Origin of the sequence: Xanthomonas sp. JAI131 (assembly GCF_013410075.1) — a bacterium.
Classification (GTDB): domain Bacteria; phylum Pseudomonadota; class Gammaproteobacteria; order Xanthomonadales; family Xanthomonadaceae; genus Xanthomonas_A; species Xanthomonas_A bonasiae.
The window spans coordinates 39035-55428 of record NZ_JACCCN010000004.1 but is presented as its reverse complement, the minus strand read 5'-3'; the positions used below and the strand labels follow the sequence as shown (position 1 = coordinate 55428).

Below are 16394 nucleotides of genomic sequence, written 5' to 3'. Positions count from 1 at the left end.
CGCTGGGTGCGGCGATCGCCGCGGCGTCCAGCGATCACGGAGGTCCTCCATGCACCGTCGCCAGTTCCTGTTCGCCTCCGCCGCCGCGGCCGCCAGCCTGCCCTTCGCCGGGCGCCTGTTCGCCGCGCCGGCACCCTCGCCGCGCCTGCTGGTGGTGTTCCTGCGCGGCGGCTACGACAGCAACAATCTGCTGATTCCCTACGCCAGCGATTTCTACTACGCGTCGCGGCCGACCCTGGCGATCGCGCGGCCGGATCCGGCCAACCCCAACAGCGCCATTGCGCTGGATGCGCAGTGGGGGTTGAACCCGCGGCTGCGCGACACCTTGCTGCCGCTGTGGAACGACAAGCAACTGGCGTTCGTGCCGTTCGCCGGCACCGACGACCTGTCGCGCAGCCATTTCGAGACCCAGGACAGCATCGAGGCCGGGCAACCGGCCGGACAGCGCAGCGACTACCGCTCCGGCTTCCTGGCTCGGCTGTCGCAGGTGGCCACCGGCACCCCGGCGATCGCCTTCACCGATTCGCTGCCGCTGAGCTTCCAGGGCGGCGGCGACATTCCCAACCTGTCGCTCAAGCGCAATCCCACCCCGGCCTTCGACCAGCGCCAGGCCGATATCCTGGCGCAGATGTACCAGGGCACGCCGCTGGCCAGCGCCGCGCATGAAGGCCTGGCGCTGCGCCAGCAGGTGTCGCAGGCGTTGCAGGACGAAATGCAGCAGGCCAACCGCGGCGCCGCCAGCGCGCGCACCTTCGCCGACGAGACCCGACGCATCGCCACGCTGATGCGTGAGCGCTACCGGCTCGGCTTCGTCGATGTCGGCGGCTGGGACACCCACGTCAACCAGGGCAGCACCGACGGCACGCTGGCGACCAATCTCGGCAACCTGTCCGAAGGCCTGGCCGCCTATGCCGAGGCGCTGGGGCCCGAATGGCGCAACACCGTGGTGGTGGTGCTGTCCGAGTTCGGCCGCACCTTCCGCGAGAACGGCGACAAGGGCACCGACCACGGTCACGGCACCACGTACTGGGTGATGGGCGGCGCGGTCAACGGCGGCCGCATCGCCGGCGAGCAGGTCGCGGTGAGCAAGGACAAGCTGTTCCAGGATCGCGACTACCCGGTGCTGACCAACTACCGCGACCTGTTCGCCGGCCTGCTGAGCCGCATGTGGGGCCTGTCGCCGGCGCAGTTGCAGAACGTGTTCCCGCAGGCGCATGCGCGGGATCTGCAACTGGTGTGAGCTGTGCTGTGGCATCGCCGCACGAGCGGCGGCGCGATGGCTGGGTGCCCTGTAGGAGGGGCTTCAGCCCCGACAGACAGTGTCCGAAGCCGGTGCAGTCTCCGACTTCGTTCGTCGCGACTGAAGCCGCTCCTACAAGGGACTTGCGGCCAGCCAGCTGGGTGCCTTGTAGGAGGGGCTTCAGCCCCGACAGACAGTGTTCGGAGCCGGTGCAGTTCCCGACTTCGTTCGTCGCGGCTGAAGCCGCTCCTACAAGGGACTTGCGGCCAGCCAGCTTGGTGCCCTGTAGGAGGGGCTTCAGCCCCGACAGATAGTGTCCGAAGCCGGTGTAGTTCCCGACTTCGTTCGTCGCGGCTGAAGCCGCTCCTACAAGAGACTTGCGGCCAGCCGGATGGGTGCCCTGTAGGAGGGGCTTCAGCCCCGACAGACAGTGTCCGGAGCCGGTGCAGTTCCCGACTTCGTTCGTCGCGGCTGAAGTCGCTCCTACAAGGGACTAGCGGCCAGCCAGCTGGGTCTCTGTAGGAGGGGCTTCAGCCCCGACAGACAGTGTCCGGAGCCGGTGCAGTTCCCGGCTTCGCTCGTCGCGGTTGAAGTCGCTCCTGCAACAAGACATTCGTCATGCCGCGATCGCCGCCTGCGCGCCTCTCAGGCCGCGCGCCTACGCGCCAGCGAACGGGGAGCGGCCGTAGAACCGCGTCAGATGCGCGGCCACGTCCGGCATCTCGCGCTGCAGCCGCTGCGGCGCGGAGAAATGGTATTCGCTGACCACCGCGAAGAATTCTTCCGGCGCCTCGGCGGCGTAGGCGTCGATCTCGCTGCCGCGGCCGCGGTCCACGCGCTTGCAGAACGCGTCGTAGCTGCGCTGGAAATCCGCGGCCCAGCGCCGCTGCCAGTCGCGCGGCAGCGGCGGCGTGCCGTCGAGTGCGCCATCGAGCACGTCGAGCTTGTGCGCTATCTCGTGCACCGCCACGCAGTAGCCGGCATGCGGGTCGTCCAGGTCGGCCTGCACATCGGCCCAGGACAGGATCAACGGGCCGCTGTCCCAGGATTCGCCGATCAGCTCGTCTTCCCACTCGTGCAGCACGCCGGCCGCATCGACATGGCTGCGCTGCACGCGGAACGCGTCCGGATACACCAACAGCTGCGACCAGCCACGCAGGCCCTCGGCACCGAACTCCAGCAACGGCAGGCAGCACAACGCCGCCAGCACGGTGCGCTGCGCCGCATCCAGGGTCAGCCCGTCCAGCGGCGAGATGGTCTTCTGCTGAAGGAATTGCGCAGCCAGCGTACGCAGCCGCTGCTCGCGTTCCGCATCCAGTGCCGCCACCCACGCGCAGCGCTGTCGCACCAGCTGCCAGGTCGCATCGTCGATCGCAACAGGCGCCGGCAGCAGCCAGCGCAACCAGCGTGGGATCAGCGGAACATCCCCGGCAGGAAGCTGTGCCACTTGGGCATGCGCAGGCGCGGCACCAGGTCGCTGTCGCTGCCGCCGCCGCTCGGTGCCGCCGGCTTGGCCGCCGCGGCGGGCGGACGCGCCGTCGAGGCCGGGCGTGCCTGGGCGGCGTCCGCGTCGGTGTTGTCGGCGTAGACGCAGTCGTTGCGCTGCTTGCTCACCAGCGCTTCGGACGCGTGGACGGCGGCCAGCGGGAGCAACAGCAGGATCAGGCACGGCAGGGAGCGGCGCATCGTCGGCATCCAGGGCGAACGGCGGTGAATCCCGATTCTAACGCGGTTTTCACCCGGTGCAGGGCCGGCGCTGGGCGCGGGGACGGCGCTTCCCGCATAATTTTCCGATTCGAGGCGATGGAATCGGCGTGGACGAGCGCGAACTACTGGCCCGGCTCAGCCAGGGCCGCCTTTCCGGCGACGCCCTGGCGCGGTCGTTCGGGCTGACCCGGGCTGCGGTGTGGAAGCGCATCCAGGGCCTGCGCGCGGCCGGGGTGGAGATCGACGGTCGCGCCGGCGAGGGCTACGGGCTGGCACGGCCGCTGGAATTGCTCGAGGCCGAGCGTATCCACGCGGCGCTGGCGCCGGCCGCCCGCGACGAGCTGGCCGGGCTGGAGATCGCCTGGAGCCTGGCCTCGAGCAACAGCACCCTGCTGGCGCGGCCGGCGCCGGCGCGCGGCAGCACCGTGCTGCTGGCCGAGCGCCAGACCGGCGGCCGCGGCCGCCGCGGCCGGGTCTGGGCCTCGCCGCTGGCGGCGCACCTGTACCTGTCGGTGGCGCGCGGCTTCGACGGCGGGCTGGGGCGGCTGGGCGGGCTGAGCCTGGCCGCCGGCGTCGCCGTGGCCGAGGCGCTGCGCGCGGCCGGCTTCGCCACGGTCGGGCTGAAATGGCCGAACGACCTGCTCGCCGACGGACACAAGCTCGGTGGCTTGCTGGTCGAAGGCGGCGGCGAATTCGCCGGGCCGGCGCGCGCGGTGATCGGTCTGGGACTCAACGTACGCATGCCCGCGGCCAGCGCCGCGAGCATCGGCCAGCCGTGGACCGACCTGGCCACGCTGGCCGGCGCCGACGCCGAGGTCTCGCGCAACGCGATCGCCGCGAGGGTGCTGTCGCATCTGCTGCCGGCGCTGGCGCTGTTCGACGCGCAGGGCCTGGCGCCGTTCCTGCCGCGCTACGCCGCGCTGGACCTGCTCGCCGGGCGCGCGATCCGCATCGACGAGGGCGGCGTCGCGCGCGAGGGCGTGGCGCTGGGCCTGGCCGAGGACGGCGCGCTGCGGGTCGCCTTCGCCGACGGCGAGCGGCCGCTGCACGCCGGCGAAGTCAGCGTGAGGCCGGCATGAGCGACTGGTTGTTCGACCTGGGCAATTCGCGCTTCAAGTTCGCCGCGCTGGAACGCGGCCGCGCCGCTGCGGTGCAGGCCTGGCCGCACGGCGCCGAAGCGATGGACGCGGCCGCGGTGGCGGCGCTGCCGCGCGGCGACACCGCCTATGTCGCCAGCGTCGCCGCGCCGGCACTGACCGCGACGGTGCTGGATGCCTTGCGCACCCGTTTCGCGCAGGTGCGGGTGGCGCGCACCGAGGCGGTCTGCGCCGGCGTGCGCATCGCCTACGCGCAACCGCACAAGTTCGGCGTGGACCGCTTCCTGGCGCTGCTCGCCGCGCACGGCGACGGCGACGTGCTGGTGGTCGGGGTCGGCACCGCGCTGACCCTGGACCTGCTCGATCGCGACGGCCTGCACCACGGCGGGCGCATCGCGCCGTCGCCGACCACGATGCGCCAGGCCCTGCAGCAGCGCGCGGCGCAACTGCCGGCCGAGGGCGGCGACTATCGCGAGTTCGCCGCCGATACCGCCGATGCGCTGGCCTCTGGCTGCGACGGCGCGGCGCTGGCGCTGATCGAACGCAGCCTGCAGCAGGGCGAGGCGCTGCTGGCGCGGCGGCCGCGGCTGCTGCTGCACGGCGGCGGCGCACCGCCATTGCTGCATGCGTTGCCGGCGGCCGAGCAGCGGCCATCGCTGGTGCTGGACGGGCTGGCGCTGTGGGCGCAGGCGCACGCCGCGGCCGGGTCCGCCGGGTAGAATCCGCGCATGCTCGTTCGCGCCCTGCTCGTCGTCCTGACCATCCTCAATCTCGGCGTCGCGCTGTGGTGGGCGACGCAGCCGCAGACCCCGGCGCCGGCACCGATGCCGGCGCTGCCGGCCGGCGTGGCGACGCTGCAATTGGTGCCAGCGTCCGCGGCGGTGCCGCAGGCCGCGTCTCCGGCGCCGGCTGCCTCCGCAGCGGCGCCGACGCCAGCGGTCCACACGGCCCCCGTGCCGGACGCTGCCGCTCCGGTCGTCGCTGCGCCGGCTGCGGACGCGCCTGCGACCACCGCAGTGCCCGCCGCCGCCGCGCCGCCGCCGCAGCAGCCCAAAGCGCCCAGCGTCGCAGCGGCTCCCGCCGCCGAGCCTGCCACCGCCCCCGTGTGCCTGAGCCTGGGCCCATATCCGGACCGCGCCGCGGCCGAGACGGCGGCCGCCGCACTCGGTGCCGCACCGCGCCCGCGCCTGCGCGAGGTCGGCGACGGCGACGCCACCAGCTTCCGCGTACTGCTGCCGACCATCGGCGGCGAGGACGGGGTCAAGGCGGCGGTCGATCGCATCGTCGCCGCCGGCATCCGCGACTACTACCCGATCCGCCAGGGCGATGCCGGCAATGCCATCGCCCTGGGCCAGTACCGCAGCCGCGAAGGCGCCGAACGCCGCAAGGCCGAACTGGCCAAGGCCGGCTTCAACGTCGATCTGATTCCCAGCGGCGGCAGCGGCCAGTCGCGCTGGTGGCTGGACCTGCGGACCGACTCCGCGGCGCAGGCCGCGGCGCTGCGCCGGCAACTCGGCGCGCAGCGGCAACGCGCGCTGGACTGCGCCACGCTGCGCTAGAATGCCGCGCTGCGGTTGTTTCGGCCTCGTGCGGCCGGCAGATCGCAGTCCCGCAGCACCGCCGCGATGTGCCGCAACGGCCTGCCAGCAGGTAGACTGCGACGGCCCGCAGCGCGGGCGCTGCAGTCCTCGTGCCGCTTTAGCTCAGTCGGTAGAGCAACTGATTTGTAATCAGTAGGTCGTCCGTTCGATTCGGACAAGCGGCACCACTCTTCACGTCTTCATGCAGCGCATCGCGCAGGCCCGCGTCACGCTGCGCCCTCCTCGTGTCGATCTCGCGCGCAAGCACGCTGCAGCGCTGCATTTGCGCGTGCTTCCGGCAGCCGGCGCACACGGCCGGCGCTCGGCCTGCTGCGCCGCGGCGGGTCGCGCCGCGGGCGGCTCGCTAGACTGGCGCACATTTTTCGCTGGAGCGCGTCCGCATGAATTCCTCTTTTCTGCCGGTGTCCCTGATCGGCGTTCCCACCGACATCGGTGCCGGGCACCGCGGCGCGCGCATGGGGCCGGAGGCGCTGCGAATCGCCGGCCTGCACGAGGCGCTGGCCAATCGCGGCATCGAGGTGCGCGACCTGGGCAACCTCGACGGTCCGCGCAACCCGTGGCAATCCCCGGTCGCTGGCTATCGCCACCTGGACGAAGTGGTGGCCTGGAACCGCGCGCTGATGGAAGCCAGCTACGCCGAACTGCGCGCCGGGCGCATGCCGATCATGCTCGGCGGCGATCATTGCCTGGGCATCGGCTCGATCACTGCGGTGGCGCGGCATTGCCGCGAGCAGGGGCGCAAGCTGCGGGTGCTGTGGCTGGACGCGCATTCGGACTTCAATACCAGCGAGGTGACCCCGTCGGGCAACGTGCACGGCATGCCGGTGGCCTGCCTGTGCGGGCTGGGGCCGCAGGCGCTGACCGAACTGGGCGGCGCCGCACCGGCGCTGCGCCCGGAGCAGGTCCGCCAGATCGGCATCCGCTCGGTCGATCCGGACGAGAAGCGGCTGATCAAGCAGCACCGCATCGACGTGTACGACATGCGCTACATCGACGAGATGGGCATGAAGCGGACCATGGAGGCGGCGCTGGACGGGCTGGACGCGGACACGCACCTGCACGTCAGTTTCGACGTGGATTTCCTCGACCCGAGCATCGCTCCCGGCGTCGGCACCACCGTGCCCGGCGGGCCGAATTACCGCGAAGCGCAATTGGTGATGGAGATGATCGCCGACAGCGGACGCATGGGTTCGCTGGACATCGTGGAGCTCAATCCGGTGTTGGACCATCGCAATCTGACCGCCGAGCTGGCGGTGGACCTGGTCGAGAGCCTGTTCGGCAAGTCCACGCTGATGCGCGATTGACGCGATTTTCGGCGCGAAACTGAATATTGCCACGCTTCATTCACGTGAAATCCACAGTCGTGAAGTCAGATTCACCGCCAGACGGTAGTTCGGCAACGGCTATCGCCGCGACCACCCAGACCCGATCCACTGCGAGGACTCCACGATGAAGCGACTGCTCACCTTGATGATGCTGACCCTGTTCTGCGGGGGCATGCTGACTGGCTGCAACACCATGGCCGGTGCCGGCAAGGACATGCAGAAGGCCGGCGATAAGGTGGAAACCAAGGCCGACGATTGCAAAGACGGCAAGTGCTGATCGATCGTCCGCAGTGGTTTGGCGTTGACCGATTACCCAATGCGTAACCCCGCGCGGCCACCTATGCCGCGTTCCCATGACCAAGAAGGAGTGAGACCTATGAAGCGTACTTTTGCGTGGATGCTGCTGGCGATGTTTTCGGTGGGCCTGCTGTCGGGCTGCAACACGGTTGCCGGTGCCGGCAAGGACGTGAAGAGCGCCGGCGAGAAGGTCGAAGACGCTGCCAAGAACTGAGCCCAGCGCTCGGTGACGAAAGACGGGTCGGCTTGCCGGCCCGTTTTTTTTTGCCGCAAGAATGCAGCCGCTATCGCGCTGAATTGCGCGAAGCCTGGTCCGCAGCGTCAACCAGGACCGTCACTCGCGGCCGCAAGCAGCGGCACCACGACATCGCTGATGGGCGTGGCAACGCCGTGAGCCCGTCCGCGACGCGCGATGACGCCATTGCGGATATCCCATTCCAATGGCCGGCCGGCCTGGCGATCCGTCAGGATCGAAGTGCCCATGTCGGCGGGGGCAGCCTGGAAGTTGTCGAGGATCGCCTGCGGCACATCGTCGCCCAACTCCGCGGCCTCGGCGCGGGCCACGGCCAGACACTCCTGCAGGTAGTCCAGGGTGAGCCTGGAGATGTCGGATCGGCCGAACATGCCCGAGCGGCGCTGCGCGAGCGCCATGAGTCCGGCTGCCGCGTTCTGCAGCAGCTTGCGCCACGCCAGAGATTGGAAGTTCGAGGCCAGATCGACCGAACAGCGCGTGCCTTGCAGTGCCTTCGCCACCACACGGGACGTCAACGTGTCCGGCAGGCTGATGCGCACGTCGCCGCGCAGGTGCACCGACCCGTCGGATTGCATTTGCGCAGGAAACCAGACGACAGCCGGAACGATGTGCCCGCGTGGGCAATGCGGAGTGACGTTCTGCAACTGCTCGACCCCGTTCTGGAGGACGCACACGACGGTGTCCGGGCCACTCAACGCCGCGAGCCATTCCGCGGCCGCGGCGTTCTGTGTCGACTTGACCGCGAGAAAGACCAGGTCGACCGTCCGCTCCATGCGTGCTGGATCAGTCCGCACCGGGCCGGGAACCACGATCACACGCTCGCCATCGCGCAGCGTCAGCCGATCGCGCGGCGTACGGCCGCACAGCAGGGGCGTGCGGCCCACTTCGTGCAGCGCCGCTGCGATGGTGGTGCCGATGGCTCCCGGGCCGAGCACGGCGATTGCTGCATCGCATTGGGTGTTCATTGAAACGGACTCCTTCGCCTAGCTGCGGAGCAGCTGCTCACGCGGTGGTGGTGCTTGCCGCACGACAAGTGTAACGTATTACATATGAAGAAAAACAAATGTAACGCCGTTACGGAGATCGATGCGCGACTGGTGCAGCTGATCTGGAACGTCCAGGCGCGCAGCGGCGATCTCGCCGCGAGCGAAGCCAAAGTCGTCGCGCTGCTGCTTGCCGATCCGTTGTTTGTCGGGGCGAGCACTGCGGCGCAGGTCGCCGCCCGTGCCGGCGTTTCGCCGCCGAGCGTGGTCCGCGCTGCGCGTGCGATCGGGTTCGGCGGATTCGCCGAACTCAAAATGGAGATCGCCCGCGCGCGCGGTACCACCCGCTTCTTCGCGCCGCCTGAAGCGCTCGCCGCGGATGCGAGCTCGGCCGCGGTGCTGGAGGCCTGCGCCCGCGCAGGCAGCGAAGCCTTGACCGCGCTCGGCGGGGCGGTCGAACTCGCTGCGTTCGACAGGGCGGTCGAGACGCTCCTGTCTGCCCGCCAAGTGATCGTGTTCGGTGCCGGTCCGTCGGCGACGGTCGCTGCGGACGCGGTTTTCCGCCTGCGTGCGGTGGGCGTGACCACCATCGGCATCGCGGACTATCTGTCGGCGATGATCGCGACGCGGCTGCTGGGCCCGGAAGACGCCGTCATCGCCGTCAGTTCGACCGGGCGCACCTCGAGCACGCTCGCCATCGCGGATGCGGCGTCCTCCGCCGGAGCTTCGCTCATTGCGGTCACCAATCAGTACGGCACACCGCTGGCGAACCTGGCGGACACCGCGCTCGTGGTGGGCGGCGCGCCGTTGCCGGGGCAGATGGCTGCAGCGGCGAGCCGCCTGGCCCAGCTCGTCGTCGTCGACGCGCTGGCCGCCTCCCTGGCACTGCGCGACCCGGAGCGCAGCCGTCGGGCGGAACGGGCCGGCATGGACCTGCCTGATATCACCTGATGCAGCCTGGCGCCATTGCACTGGTCCTCGCGGCAGCGGTCGCACATGCGGCATGGAACCTGGCTTCGAAGTACAAGCGCGGCGATACGTTGCTGTTCGTCTTCGCGTCTACCTGCGCCGCAGCGCTGCTCTATGTTCCGATCAGCCTCGTCTTCATCGCCAATGCGCAGCAAGCGCTCGACTGGCGACTCGTGGTGGGCGCCGCGGTCTCGGCGGTGTTGCATATCGCGTACTCCATGACGTTGCAGGCCGGCTACGACCGTGCCGAGTTCGGCGTGGTCTACCCGATCGCGCGCGGCACGGGGCCGTTGCTGACCATGCTCTTCGCCGTCCTTTTCCTGCGAGAGCATCTCACCACGATCGCAACGTTCGGCGCGCTCCTTGTCGTGGCCGGCATCCTGGTCGTCAGCGGCAATCCGTTCAAAAGCGGGAGCCGCCGTCCGCTGCATGGACTGCGCTGGGGCGCCGCGACGGGCGCCACCATCGCCAGCTACACCCTCTGGGACAGCTATGCGGTCACTTCTCTGCAACTGGCGCCTGTGAGCTACTACGCCGCCACTCTGCTGTTGCAGAGTCTGATCCTGGTCCCGAGCGCGCTGCGCCGACGGCATCGGATCCGGGCTGCCATCCGCACCGACGCCGTGCCGATCCTCATCGTGGCCGTGTTCTCGCCATTGGCCTACATCCTTGTGCTCACCGCGATGAAGAGCGCGCCGGTGGCGCTGGTCGCGCCCTTGCGCGAGTCTTCCGTCGTCATCGGCTCGCTGCTCGCGTGCACACTCTTTCGCGAGGATCATCTCGCGCGGCGCATCGTCGGCGCCGTGGTGGTGCTGGCCGGGATCGCGGCGATAGGGTTCTGACCGCGGCGCGAAGCGTCGCAATCGGCTGCCGATGCCCGGTTGTGGCTTCTTTGTTCTGTATGGAATGAGAAACCGTGGACGATGACGGTTTGGCATTCCGTCCTGGTTTGGCCGACAAGCCCGCGATAAACGCTTCATCGTGCTCATGCGCCGTTGACGGCGCATTGATCGATCGGCAACGGCGCAGGCGCAATGCTGTGCGCGCGGTGCAATCGCCGCCCACCTCCAACGAGAGCGATGCTATGAACAAAGACATCATTTCCGGCAAGTGGACCCAGCTCAAGGGCAAGATCAAGGCGCAGTGGGGCGACCTGACCGACGACGATTTCGACGTGGCCTCCGGCAATGCGCAGTACCTGTCGGGCAAGCTGCAGGAACGCTACGGCTGGGATCGCGACCGCGCCGAGAAGGAAGTGCGCACCTTCCAGGACGGCCTGGGCAAGGAATACCGCGACTGAGGCGGTCGATGCGCTCTACGCAGAAACGGGCCGCGATGCGGCCCGTTTGTTTTTGCGCGGTCGTGCAGGCTCAGCGCGCCGGCGGATCCGGCACGAAGTCGCCGGGGAAGGCCTGCGGGACGTCGGCCACGCGCGGGTAGGGGCGCGGCCGCGGGATCACCCCGCGCGCGACCAGCCGCGCATGGCTGTCGTAGCGCAGCTGCAGGCGCTGTCGCGGCACGTCGCTGGCGCGTTCGAACTCGGTGACGCTGGACGGCGACCATTCGCGTTCGCCATGGCCGGTGCCCAGGCGCTGCATCTTGCCCTGCGCCGCGTCGCTTTCCTGCGCGCGTGCGGCGGCTGCGGGCGCGGGCGCCACCGGCGCCGCAGCGCGCTCGCCGTACCGCTGTTCGCTGTCCTGCTCGACGCTCGCCTGCGGCACGATCGTCGGCGCTTCCTCGAACACCGCCATGCCGATCACGCCGACGTTGTCGGGGCGGCCGGTGCGCGCGGCGTAGCTGTCGGCGAGGTCGGTGAACACGAACTGCGCGATCTCGCGCTGCGACTTGCGCCAGCCGGCGATCTCGGTGCTCTGCCACGGCGCCAGTACGTAGCCGCGCTGGTCGCTGGCCGCGGTCTGGCCGCTGACCGCGTTGACCCCATCCACCGACAGCACCGCCAGCACGCGGCGGCCGCTGCGGTTGGTCAGGCGCAGCGCATAGCGGTGGCCGGGCGCGGCGGCGATCCAGCGCTGGCCGCGCTGCACGTACTGCGGCAGATCGGCGCCGTCGGCGTCGCGGTCGATCACGCTCAGCTCCACCAGCGGAGCGGACGCGGGCGGCGCGGGGTAGGGGCGGAAACCGCACAACAGGCCGATGCACAGCAAGGCGATCGAGATCGGGCCGATCGGGCGGGTCGAATAAAACAGGCGGGCGGGCTTGCGCATCACGGCGACTCCACGGAAGGGACCTGCTGTTGAACGCGCCATGCGCCGGAACGGGGTTGCCGCGCAGCGGTTAAACTCGCCGGGTTTTCTTCTGGCCGTCGATTCCCCGCATGACCACCCGCGTCCTTACCGGCATCACCACCTCCGGCACCCCGCACCTGGGCAACTACGTCGGCGCGATCCGCCCGGCGCTGCAGGCCAGCCTGCGCCCCGGCATCGAGAGCTTCTATTTCCTGGCCGACCTGCACAGCCTGATCAAGGCGCAGGACCCGGCGCGCACCCAGCGCTCGACCCTGGAGATCGCCGCCTCGTGGCTGGCGGCCGGGCTGGATCCGTCGAAGGTGTGGTTCTACCGCCAGTCGGACGTGCCGGAAACCAACGAGCTGACCTGGTTCCTGACCTGCGTCGCCGGCAAGGGCATCCTCAACCGCGCCCACGCCTACAAGGCGGCGGTGGACAAGAACCGCGCCGACGGCGAGGACGACGATGCCGGGGTCAGTGCCGGGCTGTTCATGTACCCGGTGCTGATGGCCGCCGACATCCTGCTGTTCAACGCGCAGCAGGTGCCGGTGGGCCGCGACCAGATCCAGCACATCGAGATGGCGCGCGATTTCGGCCAGCGTTTCAACCACGTCTACGGTCGCGACTATTTCACCCTGCCCGAAGCGCTGATCGACGAGAACGTGGCCACCTTGCCCGGCTTGGACGGGCGCAAGATGAGCAAGAGCTACGACAACACGATTCCGTTGTTCGCCCCGCGCGAGGAACTGAAGAAGCGGGTGTTCTCCATCGTCACCGATTCGCGCGCGCCGGGCGAGCCGAAGGACACCGAGGGCTCGGCGCTGTTCCAGCTGTACCAGGCCTTCGCCAGCGACGAGGAGACCGCCGCGTTCGCGCAGGCCTTCGCCGGCGGCATCGGCTGGGGCGAGGCCAAGCAACAGCTGTTCGCGCGCATCGATGCGGAGATCGCGCCGATGCGCGAGCGCTACGAGGCGCTGATGGCGCGGCCGGGCGATATCGAGGCGATCCTGCGCGACAACGCGCAGCGCCTGCGCGCGCGCTATGCCACGCCGTTCCTGGCCGAACTGCGGCATGCGGTGGGCCTGCGCGACCTGTCGCTGCGCGAGGCCGGGCACGCCGATGCCGCCGCGGCCAGGCAGGCGCTGCCGAGCTTCAAGCAGTACCGCGAAGGCGACGGCCGCTTCTACTTCAAGCTGCTCGACGGCGAAGGCGCGCTGCTGCTGCAGAGCGGCGGTTTCGCGTCGCCGCGCGATGCCGGGCGCGTGATCGGCGCGCTCAAGCAGGCCGATCGCGCCGATGCGCTGCAGACCGCAGAATTCAGTCTGGCGGTGCCCGCCGAGGCCGTGCTGGCCGCGCTGCAGCGGCTGCGCGACGCGGGCTGAACGCAGTGCACGGCGAAGCACTCCTGTAGGAGGGGCTTCAGCCCCGACCGGGCATTACCGGTAACGCCCGGTCGGGGCTGAAGCCCCTCCTGCAGAGAAGCGGGCAGCAGCGCGGGCCGCGTGCGAACCGGGTCGTCGGCCTGACCACCGCTCCGCGCAGGGCTGGCAACCGCCTCCATACGGCCTAGAATGGAGGTTCGCCCAGCCACCGCCTTGCGCAATGCCACGCGACCCCAGCATCCATCTCATCGACACCGGCTTCCAGCGCGCGCAGTTCGATGCGGCCTACCTGATCGTGGAGAACGGGCGTGGCGCGTTCGTCGATTGCGGCACCAGCCACTCGCTGCCGGCCATGCTGGCCGCGCTCGACGGCGCCGGCCTGGCGCCGGGCGACGTGGACTGGCTGATCCTGACCCACGTCCACCTGGACCACGCCGGCGGCGCCGGCGCGTTGCTGCAGCAGCTGCCGAACGCGCGCCTGCTGGTGCATCCGCGCGGCGCGCCGCACATGATCGATCCGGCGCGGCTGATCGCCGGCGCTACCGCGGTGTACGGCGCGGCCGAGATCGCGCGCAGCTACGGCACGATCGTGCCGGTGCCGGCCGAGCGCGTCGTCGTCGCCGAGGACGGCCATCGGCTGTGGCTGGGCGAGCGCGAACTGCTGTGCATCGATACGCCCGGCCACGCGCGCCATCATCTGTGCGTATGGGACGCGCGCAGCCGCAGCTGGTTCACTGGCGACACCTTCGGCCTGTCGTACCGCGAACTGGACAGCGCGCAGGGCGCGTTCGTGATCCCGACCTCCTCGCCGGTGCAGTTCGATCCGGAAGCGATGCGCGCCTCGATCCAGCGCATGCTCGGCCATGCGCCGGAGACGCTGTATCTGACCCACTACGGCCCGGTCGGCGCGGCGGACACGCTGGCGGCGGAGCTGTTCGAGCAACTCGACGCGATGGTGGCGATCGCGCGCGGTTGCGACGGGCGTTCCGATCGCCATCGCTGCCTGGTCGCCGCGCTGAGCGCGCTGTACCTGGAGCGCGCGCGGCTGCATGGCTGCCCGCTCGACGATGCCGGCGTGGAGCGGGTGTTGCAGATGGATATCGAGCTCAATGCGCAGGGCCTGGGCTGCTGGCTGGATCGGTGAGGGGCCGGGATTCGGGATTGGGGAATCGGGAATGGGAAAAGCGGTGTGTCTGCGCATCTCGCATCTCGATCCACCTCATTGCTGTTTCGTGACGGTGTCACGCTCTACACTGTGCGGCCCGCTGTTTTCCAGGTCGTTGCCGTGAATCCGATGCGTATGTTGCTGCTGTCCGCCTGCCTGTTCATGGGGGGCGCCGCGCAGGCGGCCAACGAGGCGCTGCCCGGCGGCGGCATCGATGCCGAGGCGCTGGAGCGGCATGTGCGCACGCTGGCGTCCGATGCGTTCGAGGGCCGTGCGCCGGCCACGCCGGGCGAGGACAAGACCATCGCCTATCTCAGCGAACAGTTCCGCCTGGCCGGCGTGCAACCGGCGGGCGACGACGGCGGCTGGACCCAGGCGGTGCCGCTGGTGCGCGCGCAGGTCGACGGACCGGTGACGGCGACGCTGCGTGTGGCCGGCGCCTCGCAGGCGCTGGTCAACGGCGAGGACGTGGTGCTGCAGAGCCTGCGTCCCGGCAGCAAGGTAGCGCTGAAGGACGCGCCGCTGGTGTTCGTCGGTTACGGCATCCACGCGCCCGAGCGCGGCTGGGACGACTACAAGGGCGTGGACCTGAAGGGCAAGATCGCGGTGATGCTGATCAACGACGCCGACTTCGAGACGCCGCAGCCCGGCGCCTTCGACGGCCGTGCGGTCACCTACTACGGGCGCTGGACCTACAAGTACGAGGAAGCCGCGCGGCAGGGCGCGGCCGGCGTGCTGATCGTGCACGAGACCGCGCCGGCGGCGTACGGCTGGGCCACGGTGAAGAGTTCCGGGCTGTCGCCGCTGTTCGACATCGAGCGCAGCGACGCGCAGGCGCGCGCGCAGCACGTGCCGGTACGCGGCTGGATGCAGCGCGCACTGGCGGTGTCGCTGTTCCAGCGCGCCGGGCTGGATTTCGAGGCGGAGAAGCAGCGCGCGCAGCGCGCCGACTTCCGCCCGCAGGCGCTGGGCGATGCGGCGCTGTCGGTGCGCTTCGCGCTCAAGCGCGAGCGCGTGGTCACCCACAACGTGGTGGCCAAGCTGGAAGGCGCCACGCATCCCGAGGAGACCATCATCTACTCGGCGCACTGGGACGCGTTCGGCATCGGTGCGGCCGACGCCAGCGGCGATCGCATCCGCCGCGGCGCGATCGACAACGCCACCGGCGTGGCCAGCGTGCTGGAGCTGGCGCGGGTCTTCGCCGCCGGGCCGCGGCCGCAGCGCACGCTGTATTTCATCGCGCTCACCGCCGAGGAGAAGGGCCTGCTCGGCGCGACCTACTACGCCGCGCATCCGCTGGCGCCGCTGGCGACCACCGTGGCGGTGATCAACAGCGAAATGTTCAGCCCCGACGGCGCCACCCGCGACATCGCCTCGTGGGGCCGCGGGCGGGTGTCGCTGGAGCGCGACCTGGCCGCCGCGGCGCAGGCGCGCGGCCGCGCCTATTCGCCGGATCCGAACCTGGAGGCGGGCTTCTTCTATCGTGCCGACCATTTCGCCTTCGCCCGCGCCGGGGTGCCGGCGATCACGGTGGGGCCTGGCTTGGACAAGCTGGACGGCGGCGTGGCCGCCGGCAAGGCGATCCGCGACCGCTATTTCGCCGACTGCTACCACCAGCCCTGCGATCGCTGGAGCGCGTCCTGGGATCCGACCGGGCATGCCGCCGACACGCTGCTGCTGTACGACCTGGGCCAGCGCCTGGCCGACAGCCGCGAATGGCCGCGCTGGGACGACGGTTCGGAGTTCAAGCCGGCGCGCGATGCGAGCGAGGCGGCGCGGCGCTGAGGGGGGGGCGCCCGCCATGCCGCTCCGCACCTGGCGCGCAACGGCTCGACGACCTTCCTTGGCGGCGGCATTGGAGCGAGGGCGAAGCTTGGCATGGCGGCCGTCACCTCGACGTTCGCCGCGGTAGACGCGCTGTCGCATTCCCTCGCCCTGGACCTGGCGCCCGTCACGATCGCCGACGTCGGGCACGCGGCGGTCTTCCTGACGACCCATCCCTATGTCCCCGGAAACGTCCTCGAAGTCTCCGGTGGAGCGTTGCTGGTCGACGGGCTGTTCTGACCGACATCCCAGGATGGGCCGTTGTCACACCCAGGCGGCGCCGAAACCACTACGATTCCTCGCGC

General features: G+C 70.1%; 18 protein-coding genes and 1 tRNA gene. 15 read left to right on the top strand and 4 right to left on the bottom strand.

Annotated features, from left to right (window positions below):
• Positions 1-49 precede the first annotated feature (49 nt).
• Entirely contained in the window at positions 50-1240 is a 1191-nt protein-coding gene (locus tag HDC36_RS16810; RefSeq protein WP_179569589.1) for a DUF1501 domain-containing protein, read from the top strand.
• Between the two features lie 658 nt (positions 1241-1898).
• Here the strand turns inward: HDC36_RS16810 and HDC36_RS16805 are convergent.
• Positions 1899-2687 (bottom strand): M90 family metallopeptidase, encoded by a 789-nt coding sequence (locus tag HDC36_RS16805; RefSeq protein ID WP_179569587.1) that lies wholly within the window; start codon positions 2685-2687, stop codon positions 1899-1901.
• Positions 2654-2926 (bottom strand): hypothetical protein, encoded by a 273-nt coding sequence (locus tag HDC36_RS16800; protein WP_179569585.1) that lies wholly within the window; start codon positions 2924-2926, stop codon positions 2654-2656. Before HDC36_RS16800 ends, HDC36_RS16805 begins: the two co-directional genes overlap by 34 nt.
• A 128-nt stretch (positions 2927-3054) precedes the next feature.
• Between HDC36_RS16800 and birA the strand changes: the two genes are divergently transcribed.
• The 7 genes from birA to HDC36_RS16765 all read left to right on the top strand — a co-directional run bounded on the left by birA (position 3055) and on the right by HDC36_RS16765 (position 7481).
• Entirely contained in the window at positions 3055-4026 is a 972-nt protein-coding gene (gene birA, locus HDC36_RS16795; RefSeq protein ID WP_179569583.1) for a bifunctional biotin--[acetyl-CoA-carboxylase] ligase/biotin operon repressor BirA, read from the top strand.
• Positions 4023-4763: a type III pantothenate kinase gene (locus HDC36_RS16790; RefSeq protein ID WP_179569581.1), complete on the top strand. Its 741-nt coding sequence runs from the start codon at positions 4023-4025 to the stop codon at positions 4761-4763. Before birA ends, HDC36_RS16790 begins: the two co-directional genes overlap by 4 nt.
• A gap of 9 nt (positions 4764-4772) precedes the next feature.
• Positions 4773-5603, top strand: coding sequence for an SPOR domain-containing protein (locus tag HDC36_RS16785; protein ID WP_179569579.1), 831 nt, complete (start codon positions 4773-4775; stop codon positions 5601-5603).
• 133 nt (positions 5604-5736) lie between these two features.
• Positions 5737-5812, top strand: a tRNA-Thr gene (locus HDC36_RS16780).
• 213 nt (positions 5813-6025) lie between these two features.
• Positions 6026-6949 carry an arginase gene (gene rocF / locus HDC36_RS16775; RefSeq protein WP_179569577.1) on the top strand — a complete coding sequence of 308 codons (924 nt, stop codon included), beginning with the start codon at positions 6026-6028 and terminating at the stop codon, positions 6947-6949.
• 145 nt (positions 6950-7094) lie between these two features.
• Entirely contained in the window at positions 7095-7247 is a 153-nt protein-coding gene (locus HDC36_RS16770) for an entericidin A/B family lipoprotein (RefSeq protein WP_179569575.1), read from the top strand.
• Between the two features lie 99 nt (positions 7248-7346).
• Positions 7347-7481: an entericidin A/B family lipoprotein gene (locus HDC36_RS16765; protein WP_003469322.1), complete on the top strand. Its 135-nt coding sequence runs from the start codon at positions 7347-7349 to the stop codon at positions 7479-7481.
• A 107-nt stretch (positions 7482-7588) separates the two neighbouring features.
• Here HDC36_RS16765 and HDC36_RS16760 read toward each other — a convergent pair whose 3' ends face one another.
• Positions 7589-8485, bottom strand: a complete 897-nt coding sequence (locus HDC36_RS16760; protein ID WP_179569573.1) for an oxidoreductase — start codon at positions 8483-8485, stop codon at positions 7589-7591.
• Positions 8486-8569: 84 nt separating this feature from the next.
• Between HDC36_RS16760 and HDC36_RS16755 the strand changes: the two genes are divergently transcribed.
• From HDC36_RS16755 to HDC36_RS16745, 3 genes are all read left to right on the top strand, one after another.
• Complete coding sequence (locus HDC36_RS16755; protein WP_179569571.1) at positions 8570-9454, top strand: MurR/RpiR family transcriptional regulator; 885 nt, start codon at positions 8570-8572, stop codon at positions 9452-9454.
• Positions 9454-10314: a DMT family transporter gene (locus HDC36_RS16750; RefSeq protein ID WP_179569569.1), complete on the top strand. Its 861-nt coding sequence runs from the start codon at positions 9454-9456 to the stop codon at positions 10312-10314. Before HDC36_RS16755 ends, HDC36_RS16750 begins: the two co-directional genes overlap by 1 nt.
• A 242-nt stretch (positions 10315-10556) precedes the next feature.
• Positions 10557-10772 (top strand): CsbD family protein, encoded by a 216-nt coding sequence (locus HDC36_RS16745; RefSeq protein WP_145703764.1) that lies wholly within the window; start codon positions 10557-10559, stop codon positions 10770-10772.
• A gap of 70 nt (positions 10773-10842) precedes the next feature.
• Here the strand turns inward: HDC36_RS16745 and HDC36_RS16740 are convergent, their stop codons facing one another.
• Positions 10843-11697 (bottom strand): hypothetical protein, encoded by an 855-nt coding sequence (locus HDC36_RS16740; protein WP_179569567.1) that lies wholly within the window; start codon positions 11695-11697, stop codon positions 10843-10845.
• 110 nt (positions 11698-11807) lie between these two features.
• Between HDC36_RS16740 and HDC36_RS16735 the strand changes: the two genes are divergently transcribed.
• From HDC36_RS16735 to HDC36_RS16720, 4 genes are all read left to right on the top strand, one after another.
• Entirely contained in the window at positions 11808-13100 is a 1293-nt protein-coding gene (locus HDC36_RS16735; RefSeq protein WP_179569565.1) for a tryptophan--tRNA ligase, read from the top strand.
• Between the two features lie 220 nt (positions 13101-13320).
• Positions 13321-14244 carry an MBL fold metallo-hydrolase gene (locus HDC36_RS16730; protein WP_179569563.1) on the top strand — a complete coding sequence of 308 codons (924 nt, stop codon included), beginning with the start codon at positions 13321-13323 and terminating at the stop codon, positions 14242-14244.
• Between the two features lie 150 nt (positions 14245-14394).
• Positions 14395-16050: a M28 family metallopeptidase gene (locus HDC36_RS16725; protein ID WP_179570530.1), complete on the top strand. Its 1656-nt coding sequence runs from the start codon at positions 14395-14397 to the stop codon at positions 16048-16050.
• Positions 16051-16143: 93 nt separating this feature from the next.
• Positions 16144-16329 carry a hypothetical protein gene (locus HDC36_RS16720; RefSeq protein ID WP_179569561.1) on the top strand — a complete coding sequence of 62 codons (186 nt, stop codon included), beginning with the start codon at positions 16144-16146 and terminating at the stop codon, positions 16327-16329.
• Positions 16330-16394: the final 65 nt, after the last annotated feature.

What these genes read in the sequence shown, in the direction of transcription:
- HDC36_RS16810 (WP_179569589.1), top strand. Translation starts at nt 50, where the DNA reads ATGCACCGTCGCCAGTTCCTGTTCGCCTCCGCCGCCGCGGCCGCCAGC.
- HDC36_RS16800 (WP_179569585.1), bottom strand. Translation starts at nt 2,926, where the DNA reads ATGCGCCGCTCCCTGCCGTGCCTGATCCTGCTGTTGCTCCCGCTGGCC.
- HDC36_RS16790 (WP_179569581.1), top strand. Translation starts at nt 4,023, where the DNA reads ATGAGCGACTGGTTGTTCGACCTGGGCAATTCGCGCTTCAAGTTCGCC.
- HDC36_RS16785 (WP_179569579.1), top strand. Translation starts at nt 4,773, where the DNA reads ATGCTCGTTCGCGCCCTGCTCGTCGTCCTGACCATCCTCAATCTCGGC.
- rocF (WP_179569577.1), top strand. Translation starts at nt 6,026, where the DNA reads ATGAATTCCTCTTTTCTGCCGGTGTCCCTGATCGGCGTTCCCACCGAC.
- HDC36_RS16770 (WP_179569575.1), top strand. Translation starts at nt 7,095, where the DNA reads ATGAAGCGACTGCTCACCTTGATGATGCTGACCCTGTTCTGCGGGGGC.
- HDC36_RS16765 (WP_003469322.1), top strand. Translation starts at nt 7,347, where the DNA reads ATGAAGCGTACTTTTGCGTGGATGCTGCTGGCGATGTTTTCGGTGGGC.
- HDC36_RS16760 (WP_179569573.1), bottom strand. Translation starts at nt 8,485, where the DNA reads ATGAACACCCAATGCGATGCAGCAATCGCCGTGCTCGGCCCGGGAGCC.
- HDC36_RS16755 (WP_179569571.1), top strand. Translation starts at nt 8,570, where the DNA reads ATGAAGAAAAACAAATGTAACGCCGTTACGGAGATCGATGCGCGACTG.
- HDC36_RS16750 (WP_179569569.1), top strand. Translation starts at nt 9,454, where the DNA reads ATGCAGCCTGGCGCCATTGCACTGGTCCTCGCGGCAGCGGTCGCACAT.
- HDC36_RS16745 (WP_145703764.1), top strand. Translation starts at nt 10,557, where the DNA reads ATGAACAAAGACATCATTTCCGGCAAGTGGACCCAGCTCAAGGGCAAG.
- HDC36_RS16740 (WP_179569567.1), bottom strand. Translation starts at nt 11,697, where the DNA reads ATGCGCAAGCCCGCCCGCCTGTTTTATTCGACCCGCCCGATCGGCCCG.
- HDC36_RS16735 (WP_179569565.1), top strand. Translation starts at nt 11,808, where the DNA reads ATGACCACCCGCGTCCTTACCGGCATCACCACCTCCGGCACCCCGCAC.
- HDC36_RS16730 (WP_179569563.1), top strand. Translation starts at nt 13,321, where the DNA reads ATGCCACGCGACCCCAGCATCCATCTCATCGACACCGGCTTCCAGCGC.
- HDC36_RS16725 (WP_179570530.1), top strand. Translation starts at nt 14,395, where the DNA reads ATGCGTATGTTGCTGCTGTCCGCCTGCCTGTTCATGGGGGGCGCCGCG.
- HDC36_RS16720 (WP_179569561.1), top strand. Translation starts at nt 16,144, where the DNA reads ATGGCGGCCGTCACCTCGACGTTCGCCGCGGTAGACGCGCTGTCGCAT.